General features: G+C 60.0%; 13 protein-coding genes and 1 tRNA gene. 4 read left to right on the top strand and 10 right to left on the bottom strand.

The genetic code is table 11. The features are described from left to right. Positions 1 to 190 precede the first annotated feature (190 nt). The gene (gene dibA / locus IB246_RS10475) at positions 191 to 2,110 is read right to left on the bottom strand and encodes a phosphodiesterase DibA (protein ID WP_008039687.1); all 1,920 of its coding nucleotides are present in this window, start codon (positions 2,108 to 2,110) and stop codon (positions 191 to 193) included. Positions 2,111 to 2,257: 147 nt separating this feature from the next. Here dibA and desA point away from each other — a divergent pair, with 147 nt between their 5' ends. Together desA and IB246_RS10485 are read left to right on the top strand one after the other, a co-directional pair. Next, the gene (gene desA / locus IB246_RS10480; protein WP_008039686.1) at positions 2,258 to 3,445 is read left to right on the top strand and encodes a delta-9 fatty acid desaturase DesA; all 1,188 of its coding nucleotides are present in this window, start codon (positions 2,258 to 2,260) and stop codon (positions 3,443 to 3,445) included. Positions 3,446 to 3,588: 143 nt separating this feature from the next. Further along, positions 3,589 to 4,578, top strand: a complete 990-nt coding sequence (locus tag IB246_RS10485) for a GGDEF domain-containing protein (RefSeq protein WP_008039684.1) — start codon at positions 3,589 to 3,591, stop codon at positions 4,576 to 4,578. Positions 4,579 to 4,703: 125 nt separating this feature from the next. Here the strand turns inward: IB246_RS10485 and IB246_RS10490 are convergent, their stop codons facing one another. The 3 genes from IB246_RS10490 to gabD form a co-directional block, all read right to left on the bottom strand. Next, entirely contained in the window at positions 4,704 to 5,918 is a 1,215-nt protein-coding gene (locus tag IB246_RS10490) for a response regulator (RefSeq protein ID WP_008039682.1), read from the bottom strand. Between the two features lie 127 nt (positions 5,919 to 6,045). Continuing rightward, positions 6,046 to 7,323 carry a 4-aminobutyrate--2-oxoglutarate transaminase gene (gene gabT / locus IB246_RS10495; protein WP_008039680.1) on the bottom strand — a complete coding sequence of 426 codons (1,278 nt, stop codon included), beginning with the start codon at positions 7,321 to 7,323 and terminating at the stop codon, positions 6,046 to 6,048. Between the two features lie 197 nt (positions 7,324 to 7,520). Next, positions 7,521 to 8,963, bottom strand: a complete 1,443-nt coding sequence (gabD, locus tag IB246_RS10500; RefSeq protein ID WP_008034642.1) for an NADP-dependent succinate-semialdehyde dehydrogenase — start codon at positions 8,961 to 8,963, stop codon at positions 7,521 to 7,523. A 348-nt stretch (positions 8,964 to 9,311) separates the two neighbouring features. Between gabD and IB246_RS10505 the strand changes: the two genes are divergently transcribed. Then, positions 9,312 to 9,388, top strand: a tRNA-Arg gene (locus tag IB246_RS10505). 79 nt (positions 9,389 to 9,467) lie between these two features. Here the strand turns inward: IB246_RS10505 and IB246_RS10510 are convergent. From IB246_RS10510 to IB246_RS10530, 5 genes are all read right to left on the bottom strand, one after another. Next, positions 9,468 to 9,734, bottom strand: a complete 267-nt coding sequence (locus tag IB246_RS10510) for a hypothetical protein (protein WP_008034655.1) — start codon at positions 9,732 to 9,734, stop codon at positions 9,468 to 9,470. A gap of 20 nt (positions 9,735 to 9,754) precedes the next feature. Beyond that, on the bottom strand, positions 9,755 to 10,351 hold the full coding sequence (locus IB246_RS10515; protein WP_008039679.1) for a hypothetical protein: 597 nt from the start codon (positions 10,349 to 10,351) through the stop codon (positions 9,755 to 9,757). Beyond that, positions 10,348 to 10,914 (bottom strand): RNA polymerase sigma factor, encoded by a 567-nt coding sequence (locus IB246_RS10520; RefSeq protein ID WP_008039678.1) that lies wholly within the window; start codon positions 10,912 to 10,914, stop codon positions 10,348 to 10,350. Before IB246_RS10520 ends, IB246_RS10515 begins: the two co-directional genes overlap by 4 nt. Position 10,915: 1 nt before the next feature. Next, positions 10,916 to 12,601: a vWA domain-containing protein gene (locus tag IB246_RS10525; protein WP_008039677.1), complete on the bottom strand. Its 1,686-nt coding sequence runs from the start codon at positions 12,599 to 12,601 to the stop codon at positions 10,916 to 10,918. Between the two features lie 87 nt (positions 12,602 to 12,688). Beyond that, entirely contained in the window at positions 12,689 to 13,249 is a 561-nt protein-coding gene (locus tag IB246_RS10530) for a YbhB/YbcL family Raf kinase inhibitor-like protein (protein WP_008039676.1), read from the bottom strand. 139 nt (positions 13,250 to 13,388) lie between these two features. Between IB246_RS10530 and IB246_RS10535 the strand changes: the two genes are divergently transcribed. Further along, complete coding sequence (locus IB246_RS10535; protein ID WP_008039675.1) at positions 13,389 to 14,915, top strand: apoptosis inducing factor family protein; 1,527 nt, start codon at positions 13,389 to 13,391, stop codon at positions 14,913 to 14,915. 3 nt (positions 14,916 to 14,918) lie between these two features. Here IB246_RS10535 and IB246_RS10540 read toward each other — a convergent pair whose 3' ends face one another. Next, positions 14,919 to 16,424: a YdgA family protein gene (locus tag IB246_RS10540; protein WP_008039674.1), complete on the bottom strand. Its 1,506-nt coding sequence runs from the start codon at positions 16,422 to 16,424 to the stop codon at positions 14,919 to 14,921. Between the last annotated feature and the right edge of the window lie 239 nt (positions 16,425 to 16,663).

Genomic DNA, 16,663 nt, shown 5'->3' on the forward strand with positions numbered 1-16,663 from the left:
ATTATTTGCCGGGACGAGGGTTTACGTCTGCGCGACGGATCAAGGATCCAAAAATCAGCCCCTACACGATCCTTGTAGGAGCATGGCTTGCCAGCGAAGAGGCCCTTGAAACTCACCTAAATATCGAGACCGCCTTCGCTGGCAAGCCATGCTCCTACAGAGGTCTGCGTGTGGCGGAAATTTTGTGTGGTCAGTGGATCTCGGGGGCGTGCATCCAGTCCAGTTGCCCCGCCGGCACCGGTCGGCCGAACCAGTAGCCCTGGCCAAGATCGCAACCGTGCTCCAGCAGGAAACCCGCCTGCTCGACCTGCTCGATCCCTTCGGCATGCACCTGCATGCCCATGCTTTGCGCCAAAGCGATGATCACGCGCACGATGGCCGCGTCGTCGTCATCCCAGGGCAATCCGGCGACGAAGCCCTGGTCGATCTTGAGTTTCTGCACCGGCAAACGCTTGAGTCGCAACAGTGACGAATAGCCGGTACCGAAATCATCGATGGCCAGCCGCACGCCGAGCTCGCGTAAACGATGCATCTGCTCCAGAGCCACTTCCGGGTCGTCCATCACCGCACTCTCGGTGACTTCCAGCTCCAGATACGCGGGGTCCAGCCCGGTGTCGCGCAGCACCTGCGCCACTTGCTGATACAGCTCACGACGCGCGAACAAGCGCGATGAAACATTCACCGCGACAAACGACAACTCCACCCCCGCCTGCTGCCAGTGGCACATCTGCCGGCAAGCCTGCTGCATGACCCAGGCATCGATCTCGGCGATCAATCCGGTGCGCTCGGCGATGGGGATGAATTCCGCCGGCGACACCAACCCCCGCTGCGGGTGCTCCCAGCGCACCAGCGCCTCGACACCGACCAGGCGACGGGTCTTGAGGTCGTGAACCGGCTGGTAATACACGCGCAATTCCTGTTGCTCCAGCGCGCGGCGCAATTCGGATGCCGTCTCGACCCGCTGTTGCGCATGAGCGGTCAATTCTTCGGTGTAGAACGCGTAACCGTCGCGACCAGCACTTTTGGCCTTGAACAAGGCCGAGTCGGCGTTACGCAGCAGCTGTTCAGCACTCAAGGCATCACCGGGAAACAGACTGATGCCGATGCTGGCGTTGATAAACAGCCGATGACCGTCAATGTGGAACGGCTCCTTGAGACCGTCGACGATCCGCTGCGCCAGTGCCGCGGCATGCACCAGCTGCGGGCAACTTTCAGCCAGCACGGCGAACTCATCGCCGCCCAGCCGCGCCAGCGTGATGCCCGGGCCGAACATGGCTTTCAAGCGTTCGGCCACGGCCTTGAGCAATTGGTCACCGACCGTGTGCCCGAGGCTGTCATTGATCATCTTGAAATGATCCAGATCGATCAGCAGCAACGCACAGCCGCGCTTTTGGATTTGGGCCGACGCCAATGCCTGCTCGGCACGGTCGGTGAACAACAGGCGGTTGGGCAGATCGGTCAGTGGGTCGTGATGCGCCAGGTACTTGAGTTCGTGCTCGGAATCCTTGATCGCGCTGATGTCGGAAAACACCGCGACGTAGTGGCTGAGCTGGCCCTGGTCGTCGTGAATCAGGCGGATCGTCTGCCATTGCGGGTAGATCCCGCCGTTTTTGCGACGGTTCCAGATCTCGCCGCTCCACTCGCCGCAACGGTTGAGCGTGGCGAACATCGTCTGGTAGAAACTCGCCGGGTGGTGGCCGGACTTGAACAGGCTGGGTTGCTGGCCCAGCACTTCTTCGCACTGGTAGCCGGTAATTTCCATGAAGGCGCGGTTCACATGGACGATGACCCCATTACGGTCGGTGACCAGCACGCCTTCGCGGGTGCAATCGAACACGGCGGCGGCCTGACGCAAACGCTCCCGGTCTTCATTGCGCTCACGCAATTTGGCGCCGATCCCCAGGCAACGGAACAATCGCGCCCGGGCGAGGAAGATCAGCCCGGCGCTGAGCACCACCCAAACGTAACCGTTGATCAGTTGCCATCGCAGTAACTCATCGGAGCTATCGAAGAAACTGTTCAATAAATGACCACTGAGCTCCAGCCAGACGACGGAAAGCAGCAGGTAAAGCAGCGATGCACGCATGGCATCGCGATAGGTGGCAGACATTCGGCCGTCCATGTCCCTACAAAAGGGTTGGAATTATAGGTTAATGAAACATCAAGCCACTCTTATCTGAAAGGGCGACTGGTTTTATCTGTGGGCTTAGTGATAATGCAACGGCTGTTTTTTTCTTTATCGAGGGCGCTATAGCCTATGTGGTACGAAGGTTTTCTCGGCTTGTCGCCCTGGTCACTGGTGGCAGTCACCCTGCTGATGACCCACGTCACGATTATCGGCGTGACGGTCTATCTGCATCGTTATTCAGCCCATCGCTCGCTTGAGCTCAATGCCGGCCTGAAACATTTCTTCCGCTTCTGGCTGTGGCTGACCACGGCGCAGAACACCCGCGAGTGGACCGCCATCCACCGCAAGCATCACGCCAAATGCGAAACCGTCGATGACCCGCACAGCCCGGTCATCAAGGGCTTGTCCACCGTTCTGCGCAAAGGTGCCGAGCTGTACCGAGCCGAAGCGGAAAACCCCGAGACCCTGCGCATCTACGGCAAGAATTGCCCCGAAGACTGGATCGAACGCAACCTCTACAGCCGTTACCCGCTGTTGGGCGTGGCGATCATGGCCGTCATCGACCTGCTGCTGTTCGGCACCATCGGCATCACCATCTGGGCTATCCAGATGATGTGGATCCCGGTCTGGGCCGCCGGTGTGGTCAATGGCCTGGGCCATGCCGTCGGCTACCGCAACTTCGAATGCCGCGATGCGGCGACCAATCTGGTGCCCTGGGGCATCCTGATCGGCGGTGAAGAACTGCATAACAACCATCACACCTATCCTAATTCGGCAAAACTGTCGGTGAAGAAGTGGGAATTCGACCTCGGCTGGGCCTGGATCCAGGTCTTCAGTTTCCTGCGCCTGGCCAAGGTTCAACGGGTTGCGCCGATTGCCCACCGGGTCGTAGGCAAAGGCAACCTGGACATGGACACCGCCATGGCCATCCTCAACAACCGCTTCCAGATCATGGCCCAGTACCGCAAATTGGTGATCGCGCCGCTGGTCAAACAAGAGCTGGAAAAGGTCGATCACTCGGTCCGTCACCAATTCCACAGGGCCAAACGCCTGCTCTCGCGGGAAACCAGCCTGCTCGATGACAAACACCACCTGCGCATCCAGACCATGCTCGAGCACAGTCAGGCGCTGAAGGTAATTTACGAGAAACGACTGGCCTTGCAGCAGATCTGGGTCAAGACCAGCTCAAATGGTCACGACATGCTGGCAGCCATCAAGGATTGGGTACACGAAGCCGAAGCCAGCGGAATTCAATCCCTGCGCGACTTCGCCGACCAATTGAAGACCTATTCCCTGCGCCCTGCCGCTACCGCCTGACACCGTTGATCGGTGCGCCCCGCTCGAGGGCGCACCCTTCGGAACTTAGCTCCAAATCCCCTATCTCAAAGACACTTCGCCACTACGGCGGGCTTTGTTGTGGCCGCTGTCGAACACGCGGCACGTCCTTGAGATTTGTGTCGATGGTCAATAAGAACCTGCAAGACTCATCCCTACCCCAGTGGCCGGAAGCCGCGCAAACCCTGATGGCGCTGATGCATGCCCAAGGCGAAGTCGCGCGCCTGAGCGAACGCGAACAGCTGTTCAGCTCGCTGCTGGTGAGCGTTAACGCGGTGCTTTGGGCGTTCAATTGGGAAACCCGCCAGGTGCTCTACGTGAGCCCTGCCTACGAACGGATTTTCGGTCGGCCCGCCGGCCTGTTGCTGGCCGACGCCAACCAGTGGCGCGACAGCATCTACCCCGACGATCTGGAGTACGCCGAGCGCAGCCTCGCCGAAGTGCTGGTCAAAGGCGCCGTCGAAGACCGTGAGTACCGCATCATTACCGCCGACGGCCAGGTGCGCTGGCTCAGCGACAAGTGCTTCATCAACCGGCAAGCCGAACCGGGTCAACCGGTGATCATCGTCGGCATTGCCGAAGACATCACCGACAAGAAGCAGATGGAAAGCGAGTTGCATCGCCTGGCTACCACCGATGTCCTGACCCAGAGCAGCAACCGCCGGCACTTCTTCGACTGCGCCCACCTTGAATTCGAACAGGCAAGAAAAAAAGGCACGCCGTTGGCGTTTCTGTTGCTGGACATCGATGACTTCAAATTGATCAACGACACCTACGGCCATCCGGAAGGCGACAACGTGCTGCAACGGATCGCCGAATGCGGGCAAGCGGCTTTACGGCGCGGCGATGTGTTCGGACGCATTGGTGGTGAGGAGTTTGCGGCGGTGTTCCCCGGTTGCGCACCGGACATGGCCATGCAAGTGGCCGAGCGCCTGCAACGGGAGATTCAGCGGTTGAGCTTCAGCCATGACGACCAGACGTTCGGCATCACCGTCAGCCAGGGATTGACCAGCCTGACGGCCGAAGATTTAAACCTGGATAGCCTGTTCGCCCGCGCGGACGCGGCGATGTACGAAGCGAAGCGCCAGGGCAAGAACCGGATCATCTCCGGCTGACAGCCCCACGCTGAACCCTGTAGGAGCCGGCTTGCCGGCGATGGGGCCATAACATTCAACATTGATGCTGGCTGTGATACCGCCATCGCCGGCAAGCCGGCTCCTACAAGGGTTCTGCGTCGGACTTATTTTTTGCGCAAACGTATCAATTCCGGCAAGCCAATCTTGAGCAACCGCGCCGTCCGGCTCTTGGCCAGTTCCTCAATGCCCTCATGCTCATTCAATCGCGCCAACTGCGCCGCCATGTTCATTACCAGCGCTTCGCGCGAGTAAACCCCGCCACCGAGCTGGTAGACCGCCGCAATCAGCTCTCGCAGCTCCAGAGGCAGGCGCCAGCGCGTACGCAGCGCCGAACCATAGGCCGCACCGAACTCGGCCAGTGCATCACCGACTTCCTCCCATTCATCCAGCTCTCCACCGGACTGCTTCCATTCCTGCAAACACCGCAGCAACGCAAGGTCACCCAAGCGATGCAGCATGCCGGCGCAGTAGCAGCGCTCCTGATCCAGATCCAGCAAACGCGCCAATGTCCGGGCGTATTCAGCGGTGTGCAGCGAGAGGTTCCAGTAACGCTCGGCATAATCCGCCAGCAGCGGATCGCTGAGCCGCGCACTGCGCTTGAGCGCCAGCCCCAAAATCAGATTCATGCTCTGCCCAGTGCCCAGCCGATGCAGCGCCTGGGACAGGGTTTGTACCGCAGCGCCGTGATGCTGGGCTGCACTGTTGGCGGCGGCGATCAGGACAGCAGTGATCTGTGGATCAACGCGGATTTCATCTTCGAGCAACTTCAGGTCAAGACCGTTGGGATTAAGGCTGCGCTTGACCGCCAGCTCCACGTCGGTCATCAGCGGCGCACCATCGGTAAACTCACGACGACACTCCAGGTACGCCGACAAGCTCATGCCCGGCGCCAACGCCGGCACCTCACACGAGACCTGTTCCCCAGCGTTCAGCAGCAGATCCTGCAGACGGTGGGTCAGGCTTTCCATGTTCAGGGGTTTGGTCAGGTACGCCGAGGGCGCCAGGGGCAAGGCTTCGCGCACGCTGGCGCTGTCGTTGCGGGTGCTCATCAGAATAAAAGGCAACGGCGGATTGCGTTTGCGATGGCGGACGTTGCGCAAGACATTCAAACCATCGACACCGGGCAATTCCCAGTCGACGATCACCAGGTCATAAGGATTTTCCGCCAGCAGCTCCAACGCCTGTTGACCGTCGGCACAAAGATCCAGCCGCGCGTCACAGCGCACTTTCAACAGCACCTGCTTGAGCAAGTCGCGGGACCAGGGGTCAGCTTCGGCAATCAGCACACGCGGTACGGCGGGCAAAACTACAGCGGTCATCTGCATACTCCATTTGCACTGCTTGCACCTTAGTCAATGCGGGCCATTTGAAAAAGTGCGACAGGTTCTGCAGTCACGAAAAAACCCGCCGAAGCGGGTTTTTTGTCGATCAGGTCACACTCGGTGATCAGAGCTCGGCGAAGCACTCTTCGATGATCGCCAGGCCTTTGTCCAGTTGCTCGTCCGGCGAGGTCAGCGGTACCAGGACGCGCAGAACGTTGCCGTAGGTGCCGCAGGACAGCAGGATCAGGCCTTTTTCACGAGCCTTGGCCACGACGGCAGCGACCGCTGGAGCGTTCGGCTTGTGGCTGTCGCCATCGACGAACAGCTCTACCGCGATCATCGCGCCCAGGGCACGGACTTCGCCGATTACCGGGTACTTGGCCTGGATGGCCTTGAGGCCAGTGACCAGACGCTCGCCGACTGCCTTGCAGCGGTCCAGCAGGTGCTCTTCTTCGAACACTTCCATCACGGCCAGGGCCGCGGCGCAAGCGATCGGGCTACCGGCGTAGGTGCCGCCCAGGCCGCCTGGAGCGATGGCGTCCATGTATTCGGCCTTGCCGCACACTCCGGCCAGCGGGAAGCCGCCAGCGATGGATTTGGCGAAGGTGGTCAGGTCGGCGGCAACGCCCATCTGCTCCATGGCGAAGAAGGTGCCGGTACGGCCAGCGCCAGTCTGCACTTCGTCAGCGATCAGCAGGATGCCGTGCTGGTCGCACAGAGCGCGCAGGCGCTTCATGAACTCTTTAGGCGCGACGTAGAAACCGCCTTCGCCCTGAACCGGCTCGATGATGATGGCAGCGATGTCACGCGGCTCGGCGTCGTTCTTGAAGATGCGTTCGATGCTGGCGATCGAATCGTCGATGCTCACACCGTGCAGTTCGTTCGGGTACAGCGCGCGGAAGATGCCGCCTGGCATCAGGCCCATGCCGGCCGAGTAAGGCACGACTTTACCGGTCAGGCCCAGGGTCATCATGGTGCGACCGTGGTAAGCGCCGGTGAACGCGATCACGCCGGCACGGCCAGTGGCGGCACGGGCGATCTTGATGGAGTTTTCAACGGCTTCGGAACCGGTGGTCACCAGCAGGGTTTTCTTGGCGAAATCACCTGGCACCTTGGCGTTGATTTTTTCGCACACTTCTACGTACGGCTCGTAGGCCAGTACCTGGAAGCAGGTGTGGGTCAGCTTGTTCAGCTGCTCGGTCACGGCGGCGATGATTTTCGGGTGCACGTGGCCGGTGTTCAGCACGGCGATACCGCCGGCGAAGTCGATGAACTCGCGACCTTCAACATCGGTCACGGTGGCGTTCTTCGCGGACTCGGCGAAGATCGGGTGAATCTGGCCAACACCGCGTGGTACAGCGGCTTCGCGGCGTTTCATCAGGGAAGCGTTAGTCTTGCTCATAAAGTCCTCATTCACCGCTCATCGGGCGGCGTGGTTCAAGGAAAATGCGGCGGGGAGGCAACTGAGGCAGCATGCGATGATCGACTGCCACAGCGTTCCCGGCCACAGAGAAAATTCCGGTTGAAGCACGCAAAGGGTCAGCGCTCTCGTGCCCTTTGCGTTTGAAGCAATGCCTTGCCGGGCTTATGCCCTCGAGCTTAGATGCCCAGGCAGAGGTATTTGATTTCCAGGTAATCTTCGATGCCGTACTTGGAGCCTTCACGGCCCAGGCCCGACGCCTTGATGCCGCCGAACGGCGCGACTTCGTTGGAGATCAACCCGGTGTTGACGCCGACCATGCCGTATTCCAGGGCTTCTGCCACACGGAACACACGACCCAGGTCGCGAGCATAGAAGTACGAGGCCAGACCGAATTCGGTGTCGTTGGACATCGCGATCACGTCGGCTTCGTCTTTGAAGCGGAACAGCGGCGCCAATGGACCGAAGGTTTCTTCCTTGGCCACGGCTGCGTTGTTCGGCACGTTGGTCAGGATGGTCGGCTCGAAGAAGTTGCCTTCCATCGACTTGCCGCCAGCCAGAACAGTTGCGCCTTTGGAAATGGCGTCAGCGATGTGCTCTTGCACCTTGGCCACGGCTTTTTCGTCGATCAGCGGGCCAGTGGTGGTGCCCACTTCCAGACCGTTGCCGATCTTGAGTTTGGCCACAGCCACTTTCAGTTTTTCAGCGAACGCATCGTAGACCGAATCCTGAATGTACAGGCGGTTGGCGCAGACGCAGGTCTGGCCGTTGTTGCGGTACTTGGAGATGATCGCGCCTTCGACGGCCTTATCCAGGTCCGCGTCGTCGAACACGATGAACGGTGCGTTGCCGCCCAGTTCCAGGGACACTTTCTTGATGTCCTTGGCGCATTCAGCCATCAACTGACGACCGATTTCGGTCGAGCCAGTGAAGGACAGTTTGCGAACGATCGGGTTGCTGGTCAGCTCGCTGCCGATGTCGCCGGCGCTGCCGGAAACAACGCTGAACACGCCCGCAGGAATGCCGGCACGCTGGGCCAGTTCAGCCAGAGCGAAAGCGGAAAACGGAGTTTGCGAAGCAGGCTTGAGCACCATGGTGCAACCGGCGGCCAGGGCCGGCCCGGCTTTACGGGTGATCATCGCAGCCGGGAAGTTCCACGGAGTAATTGCAGCGGTCACGCCGATTGGCTGCTTGATCACGATCAGGCGCTTGTCTGGCTGGTGGCCCGGAATCACGTCACCGTAGACGCGCTTGGCTTCTTCGGCGAACCACTCGATAAAGGAAGCGGCGTAAACGATTTCGCCCTTGGCTTCGGCCAATGGCTTGCCCTGCTCCAGGGTCATCAGACGAGCCAGGTCGTCCTGGTTCTCGATGATCAGCTCGAACCAGCGACGCAGCTTGTTGGCGCGGTCCTTGGCGGTCAGTGCACGCCAGGCCGGCAGCGCCTTGTCAGCAGCCTCGATCGCACGGCGGGTTTCGGCAGCGCCCATTTTCGGCACGGTGCCCAGAATTTCGCCCGTTGCCGGGTTGTTGACCTTGATCGTCTGACCATTGTCCGCATCAACCCAAGCGCCATCGATGAAGGCTTGCTGGCGGAACAACTGGGTGTCTTTAAGCTGCATGTCGGCTTTCCTTAACAGCACCGCGGCACGCGCGGAGCAAATTATGATTGTAGAAAGGCGCCTCAAAGGCTGCCGTCAGGGAAATCATTCACCGGGCTGAAGCACATAAATAGCGCACGGAATGAACTCGTGCGGTTCAGCACCCAGACAAGAGCGTTTGAAATCTCAAACGAATCCTAGGATCAAAGGGGGTAAAGGACAATAGGCTGTTCGAAAAAAAGAACGAAAACGCCGCATTTGCTCAATTTTTCTGATCAACGTAGCAAACGCAGGTTACGCTTTGAAAAAGCGCAGTCGATTCAGCAGCATGGACGCCCGCAGTGCATATGAGTATCATGGCGCCCGCTTGCACCAGTAGCTCAGCTGGATAGAGTACTGCCCTCCGAAGGCAGGGGTCGTGGGTTCGAATCCCGCCTGGTGCACCATATATAGAAACGAGAAAGCCTCAGGCCGTAGGGTCTGGGGCTTTTTTGTGGGCCATGAAAAACCACCCAAGCGGTTTTTTCATTCAGTCGTCCAGTCAAACTCGTCGTAATCATCGTCTTCGTCGTCCTCAAACTCTTCTTCATCAAGGACGTCCTCCTCCAGAGCTTCTTCTGCCTGCTTCGCCAGAAGAAACTCCTTACGACTCTCGGTCACTGCTCGCCGCAGTTCCTCGCCCTTGACCGGGCAGTTGAGCATTTGGGCGATGCGGTCGATTTTTTTTGCCACGGCATCCTCCAACGCATCGGCTATAGGCCGATAGTGCGCGCTTTCGGGGGTGGATGCCAAATCGCAGAGCTCCTGATTCCTCAGTTTTTCTTCAATTCCTTAAGCCGGGCCGCGAGATTTTCCTTGGGAAAGCGTTTGTGTAATGTCGCCAACAATTCATCCGCCTCACGTGCCTGACCGGCGTTCTGCAGGCGAACCACTTCAAGCAACTGCTCATCCAGGGTTTTCACCGGCGCGGCGGCGCGTTTGCTGACTTTTGCCTCATCGGCCATTTCGACACTGATCGATTCGCTCTGCGCGGGGGCGGCAAAATCGGCCATCGGCGCGGCTGGGGCAGCCAGCGAGCGCGCAACTGACGACGGTGCTTGCGCTGCCTCTTTTTTGGCCACCGGGGCGGATGCTTTGGGGGCGAAGTCGTAACTCGGTACTTGCTCCGGCGTGCGTTGCACCAGCGCCAGCATAAGCGCGACACCGACAAGACTGGCAAACGCCACCTGCCAACGAGGTTTCTGGCAAGCCTGTACCCAGCGTTGCCACAGATTCGGTTTCGGTGCGGGGACTTCACGCTGTGCGGCGGCCAGGATGAACGCATCAAGATGGCTCGGCGGCTCGCCGGTCGAATGCTCGCGGAAATGCTGAAGCATTTCATCGTCTGGTGTTTTACGGGCCTCAGTCATGTCAGTACCTCCTCGGCCAGCAGCCGACGCAGTTTTTGCTGGGCGTAGCGCAAGCGGCTCTTGACGGTTTCCAGCGGTGTTTCGGTGAGGGTGGCGATCTGCGGCAGGTCGAGATCGCCGTGGGCGCGCAGCAGGAACACTTCGCGCTGGTCGGTGGGCAAGGTTTGCAGGGCGGATTCAAGGCGCTGGTTGTCGCGGCTCAGGCTCAGCAGTTGTTCGGGATCGGCGGTGTCATCGGCCAGGGCGTGGGTTTGTTCGTCATAGCTGTCGTGCAAGGGGTTGTGGATTCCGTGTTTGCGCCAGTGATCGATCAGGCGATTGCGGGCGATCTGGTAAAGCCAGGTACGAAAATTCGCCCGACCTTGTGGCTGACTGGTGCTGCGGATCAGGCTCAGCCAGGTTTCCTGGTAGACCTCTTCGGCGAGTTCGGATTTGCCGCTGAGGCCTAGCAGGAAACGATAAAGACCTTGCCGGTGACGGGCGTACAGAATCTCGAACGCCGGCCCGTCGCCTTTGCGATAACGGGCCAGCAGTGATTCGTCGCTCGGTTCAAGAGCAGACATGTCAGTTGTAGCCTCCTTTAACCGGTTCGCTGTTGGATGCGGTGGTGGTTCGCAGGCTCTGCGCCAGTTCCACCAATTGCACGAACTCAGAACGCAGACCGAATGGATCATCACCCCGCGCACCGCGAGCCAACGCCTGCGTGTCCTTCAAGCTGAAATCACCCGTATAACGTCCGTCCTTGAGCTGCTGGGAAAACGCTGCCACGGCCGCCGCAAATCTAAGGTCATCACTGGCTTTGCCTTCCGAACCAGCGGCAATCGGCCGTTCGATCAAGCGACTGTTCCCACCTTCCGGCAGCTGATAACGCACACGCAGCATCGCCAATTCTCCAGACTTTACCGAGACGGCTGACTCAGCGCTGCCATACCGCAATGGCTCCAACCAGCCCTTCTCACCCTTTGGCACAATTTCGTACAACGCCGTGACCGTGTGCCCTGCACCGATTTCACCGGCATCGACCTTGTCGTTGCTGAAATCCTCACGCTTCAACGCGCGATTCTCATAGCCCAGCAACCGATACTCGCTGACCTGCGCCGGGTTGAACTCCACTTGCAGTTTCACGTTCTTCGCCACCACCGCGAGGGTCGAACCGAGCTGATCCACCAGCACTTTGCGCGCCTCGCGCAGGTTGTCGATGTACGCATAGTTGCCATCGCCGGCATCGGCCAGTTGTTCCATCAGGTGTTCATTGTAGTTATCCACACCAAAACCCAGGGTGGTTAGGGAAACGCCGGTCTTGCGTTTATCCACAGCCATTTGCTTGAGGCTGTCGAAGTCGCTGATGCCGACGTTGAAGTCGCCGTCGGTGGCCAGCAGGATGCGGTTGATGCCTTTGGGGATAAACGCTTGCTGCGCCATTTGATAGGCCAGCTCGATGCCCGACGCCCCGGCGGTAGAGCCGCCCGCCGTCAATTGATCGATGGCTGTACGAATTTTCGCCTTTTCCCGTCCGGAAGTAGGCTCCAGCACCACGCGCGAATCGCTGGCGTAGACCACCAGCGACACCCGGTCCTGCGCCCGCAATTGATCGACCAGCAATTTCAGCGTGCTTTTGACCAGCGGCAGCCCCTCGCGACGGTCCATCGAGCCGGACACGTCCACCAGAAACACCAGATTCGCCGGGGCCAGTTCAGCCACCGCACGGTCCGATGCCTTGATGCCAATACGCAGCAAGCGGGTGTGCGGGTTCCACGGCGACGGCGCCAGTTCAGTGGTCACGCCAAACGGCGAGCCATCGGTGGGCAACGCGTAGTCGTAGGGGAAGTAATTGACCATCTCCTCCAGGCGCACCGCACCTTCGGGTGGCAGTCGACCTTGATTGAGCAGGCGGCGGACATTGGCATAAGCGCCGGTGTCGACGTCGGCGCTGAAGGTCGAGACCGGCGCTTCGGCGACGCTGTGAATCGGGTTATCCGCCAGCGCCTGATACTGCTCGCGCTGCTCATCCTGATAACCCGGCGGCGCAGATTCAGGCGCAAAACTCGCCATCGGTGCCGGACTCACGCTGCGTTTGGCCAAGGTCGCATCGGCCATGATCGCCTCACTGCGCACCAGCTCATGTTGTGCAGGAGACGCAACTGAAGGGGATTCAGGCTTGGACGAAACACCACAACCGGCAACGGCCAGCAGCAACCCGACGGTGAAACCCTGGGCGGCCGGGCGGAGGAAATGCAGAGGGAGGGACATGGGGGCTGACCTCAGGAGGAAATTGATCCATTCATCCTCTGAGACGGGCAGCCTCACCGGTTCGGGTTAAACCCGCTGAAAAAAACTTCAGCGGTGATAACGCCGCACCACGCTGCTGTTTTTCAGCACATGGCCTTTGATTTTTTCCAGCAGTTGCGCGCGGGTCAGACCGGCCGGCAAGGCGTCCGGGGCGAGGTCCAGGGCGTAGAGCTGGATGATGTAGTGGTGGGAACTGTCACCGACCGGCGGGCAAGGACCGATGTAGCCGATGGTGCCTTTGCTGTTGCTGCCGCCCACGCCTTCAAACGCAGACTTGGCGCCAACACCGGCCGGAATCTGGCGGGTCGCGGATTTGATGCCGTAATGAATCCAGTGGTCGGAACCCAAGCCTTTCTGACCGTCCGGGTCGTGCATGACGATGGCGTAACTCTGGGTGCCCGCAGGGCCAGCGGTCCAGCTCAGGGCCGGGGACTGGTTCTTGCCGCCACAACCGGCCGCATCGCTGGCCGCCGCCGAAGTGAACAGGCGGTTGTCGGTGACACCGGGAATGCTGACGGTGAAGCGTTCTGCGGCCTGAGCCGGAAACTGCACGCAAAGGGCGACGGCAACGGCCACCAGCCAAGGGTTCAGAGAGGTCAATCGGGTCATACCGGAGCACCTTGTGCGGGTGGGGCCGTGGTCGGCGTGCAAACTATAGCCGGACCGTTCACGCGGTGGCAGCAGGAATTGGCTGAACCTCGGGATAAGCGCCAAACTCTTAAGTGAAACGCTTGCCTGGAGAACGATCATGGCACTGCACCGCGTCGCCCGTTTTGCCGATGTGTCCGAAAACCGAGGCCTGGAAGTCCGGATTGGCGACACCAAGATCGTCTTGCTGCGGGTCGGCGCCCAATTGCGCGCCTATCAGGGCGAATGCCCGCATGCCGGGGCGCCTCTGGCCGAAGGTGCGCTGTGTCACGGGCGTCTGATTTGCCCGTGGCACAAGGCCGCTTACCGGATCGAGGACGGCGCGCTGTGTGAACCGCCGTCGCTGGACAGCCTCAAGCGCTATCCCCTGGAGGTGCGCGACGACGAAGTCTGGGTCGACGATCAGCCGCTGGACGATGCTCACACCCCGCCGGCCGATGACGAACGTACGTTTGTGATCATCGGTGCCGGCGCCGCTGGCACGGCGGGTGCGGCGGCGCTGCGCGAAAAGGGTTTCGGCGGCCGTGTGCTGCTGATCGACCGCGAGCCTGGCGCCGGTTACGACCGTACGGTGTTGAGCAAATTCGTGATCGCCGGGGAAATGCCGCCGGAAGAAGTCCCGCCCCTGCGCGATGAAAACTTCTATCGCGAGCAACGCATCGATCGCATAAACGGTGAAGTGGCGAGGCTGGATGCACAAAACCGGACGGTGCAGCTCAAGGACGGCCAGACATTGATCTATGACGCCGCGCTGATCGCCACGGGCGGCACACCGAACGCTCTCGACATTCCCGGCGCCGACCTGCCTCAGGTGTTCTTGCTGCGCTCGAAAGACCAGGCCCAACGGATTCTGAGCACCGCCAAACCCGGCCAGCGGGCAGTGATCATCGGCGACAGTTTTATCGCGATGGAGTCCGCTGCGGCGCTACGCGAATACGGTCTGGACGTCACCGTCCTGGCCCGCCACCCGGTGCCCTTCGCAAAACAGTTCGGCGAAACGGTCGGCAAGGCGATTCTTGCCCACCATGTGGCCCACGGCGTGGTGTTTCATACGGAGGGCGAAGCCGCGCAGATCGAAGGCACGAACAAGGTCGAAGCGGTGCGCCTGGATAACGGTCAGCGCTTTCCGGCGGATTTGGTATTGGTCGGCATTGGCGTCAGCCCGGCCACCGGGCCGTTCAAGGATTTGCCCACGGAAAAGGATCAGTCACTGAAGGTCGACGGCGGGATGCGCGTGACCGAAGGGCTTTGGGCGGCTGGCGATATCGCGACCTTCCCGCTCAATGGCCAACCGCAACGAATCGAGCATTGGCGCCTGGCGCAACAACAGGCGCGGATCGCAGCGATGAACATGCTGGGCGGTGATGAGCATTACCTGGATGTGCCGTATTTCTGGACCTGGCACTTCGGCAAGAACTACGACTACCTCGGTCACGCCGAAGCCTGGGACGAAGTCGAGTTCAAGGGTGATCCGTACCATCCACCCTTTATCGGCCTGTTCGGCAAGAATGGTGTGGTAACCGCCGCCATCGCCTGCGATGAAGAGCGGGCGATGGCAATGCTGGCCGAGCAGATGAAGCAGCCGCTGCCAGTTGACGAGGCATGGCGGCTGATTCGGGACGTCTAGGCGTTACTGGACAACGCCCGCACCACCGAGTTTGCTCATCACAAAGCCGATAAACTCTTCGAGGGTCATTTTCTGGCCGTTGAACTCCACCTGGTTGTTGGCGTAGTGCAGTTTGCTGACGATGTTATTGCCGTCCAGCCTGGCGAACTGCGTACCGACCGCCATGGCGCCGAACATGTCGGCGGTGGCCGTGGCTTGATCGGCAACGACCTTGACGTCAGCCTGGCCGTCGATCTGGCTCTGGACGCTGAGCAAATCAACCAGCATCGGTTTGGACACCTGGATATTGACGTCCAGCAGGGCAATCAACTGTTTGATCAGTTGATCCGGCGTCAGGTCCAAAGATTGTGGCTTGGTCAGGTCGAGTACCAGGTTGGCGCGACTTTCACCGTTGGCGGTGGTGAACGACAGGTTTTCCAGAGCTACTTGCGGGCCGGCTGCCAGCAGTTTCTCCAGACCGGTTTTCACCTGAGCCTCTTCTTCCGGGGTCAAGACCAGTTCGGGGGCAGGTTCGCCAGCTGCAACTGCTTCGGCGGCGGCCTTCTCGTACGGTTGCAGTTTGGTCTGGTAGATCTGCATCAACGACATCGTGGATGGAATGTCGAGGTTCTTCAGGCTCATGGCCATCTGTGCGGAGCCGACCGTCTTGCCGTTCAGGGACACTTCGCCGATCTTGTAATCGGCACGCCCGGAAGCGCTGGTGCCCGACTCTTCGGTCTGGTTCTTCATTTCAAATTTCTTGATGCCCAACACCGACTGTTGCGCGCCAAAGGTGGTCTTGCTGTCGGTCAGCTCGACGGTGTTCTCGCCGGTGTAAAAGCCGTAGGTACTTTTGACGAGATTGCTGGCGAGGGTCAGGCCGTTCAATTCGACTTTCACCGGTGTCTGGTCTTCAGCCACGGTGGTCAGTGTGAAGTTGTCCATGTAGCCGTTGGCTTTGACTTTCTGCGCCTGGGCGTTGGCGGCGACTTCGAGGTTCAGGCCGGAAAATTTCAGGTGGGACTTGTCGTCCAGCGCAACATCCAGCGGCAGCAGTTCGAGGGTGCCGTTGGTGGCGTTGTCATAGCCGATGTTGACCACGCCGGTGAGCGGCGATTTGTCCTTGGCAGCGGCGAACCACTTCTCGGTGACCGGGGTTTTTTCCAGTTCGTAGTGACTGGTGGCCATGACCGGCAGCAATTTCAGCGACATCAGGCGCGAGAGCGGCAGCGGACCGTGTTCGATGCGGTCGGTGAAAAGCAGTTCGACCGGTGCTTCGCCGAACATCTCGCCCTGGCCCTTGAGGCGGTAGTGCGCGGTGCTGCTGAATACGTGGCGTTCAAGCGATACCAGTTCCAGCGACGCGGTGCCGTTGGAACCGACCAGCGCGGCTTGCAGCTCTTTGTTGGCGTCGGCGATCGAGGTGTTCAGCACCCCTTCGAGTTTGGTGCCGGTGAACCAGGCACCGCCGGCGCTGATTGCACCGATGGCCACGACGATTCCAAGAAGCACGCCTGCTGATTTATTCATGAATGACCCGTTCAATGTCCGTTGTTTGAGTGTGGTCGTCTTCCCTGAACCCATTTCGGGTTGCGGTCACGACTGCGCGAAAAGTGCGAAGGAGATTAGCATCAGGCGCACCGGGCGGCCCAATGTTTAAAGGTTAAAGAGTGTCTATGGACCGCGCGGAGGGTTTGAGGGTTTCGGCGGAAATGAAAACGCCTTCGCGGGCAAGCCTCGCTCCTACAGGTTTGCGTCGAACACGATAT

It is taken from the genome of Pseudomonas sp. PDM01, assembly GCF_014852325.1.
GTDB classification, from domain to species: domain Bacteria; phylum Pseudomonadota; class Gammaproteobacteria; order Pseudomonadales; family Pseudomonadaceae; genus Aquipseudomonas; species Aquipseudomonas migulae.

What these genes read in the sequence shown, in the direction of transcription:
- desA (WP_008039686.1), top strand. Translation starts at nt 2,258, where the DNA reads ATGTGGTACGAAGGTTTTCTCGGCTTGTCGCCCTGGTCACTGGTGGCA.
- IB246_RS10515 (WP_008039679.1), bottom strand. Translation starts at nt 10,351, where the DNA reads ATGACTGAGGCCCGTAAAACACCAGACGATGAAATGCTTCAGCATTTC.
- IB246_RS10535 (WP_008039675.1), top strand. Translation starts at nt 13,389, where the DNA reads ATGGCACTGCACCGCGTCGCCCGTTTTGCCGATGTGTCCGAAAACCGA.
- dibA (WP_008039687.1), bottom strand. Translation starts at nt 2,110, where the DNA reads ATGTCTGCCACCTATCGCGATGCCATGCGTGCATCGCTGCTTTACCTG.
- IB246_RS10485 (WP_008039684.1), top strand. Translation starts at nt 3,589, where the DNA reads ATGGTCAATAAGAACCTGCAAGACTCATCCCTACCCCAGTGGCCGGAA.
- gabT (WP_008039680.1), bottom strand. Translation starts at nt 7,323, where the DNA reads ATGAGCAAGACTAACGCTTCCCTGATGAAACGCCGCGAAGCCGCTGTA.
- IB246_RS10520 (WP_008039678.1), bottom strand. Translation starts at nt 10,914, where the DNA reads ATGTCTGCTCTTGAACCGAGCGACGAATCACTGCTGGCCCGTTATCGC.
- IB246_RS10525 (WP_008039677.1), bottom strand. Translation starts at nt 12,601, where the DNA reads ATGTCCCTCCCTCTGCATTTCCTCCGCCCGGCCGCCCAGGGTTTCACC.
- IB246_RS10540 (WP_008039674.1), bottom strand. Translation starts at nt 16,424, where the DNA reads ATGAATAAATCAGCAGGCGTGCTTCTTGGAATCGTCGTGGCCATCGGT.
- IB246_RS10490 (WP_008039682.1), bottom strand. Translation starts at nt 5,918, where the DNA reads ATGACCGCTGTAGTTTTGCCCGCCGTACCGCGTGTGCTGATTGCCGAA.
- gabD (WP_008034642.1), bottom strand. Translation starts at nt 8,963, where the DNA reads ATGCAGCTTAAAGACACCCAGTTGTTCCGCCAGCAAGCCTTCATCGAT.
- IB246_RS10530 (WP_008039676.1), bottom strand. Translation starts at nt 13,249, where the DNA reads ATGACCCGATTGACCTCTCTGAACCCTTGGCTGGTGGCCGTTGCCGTC.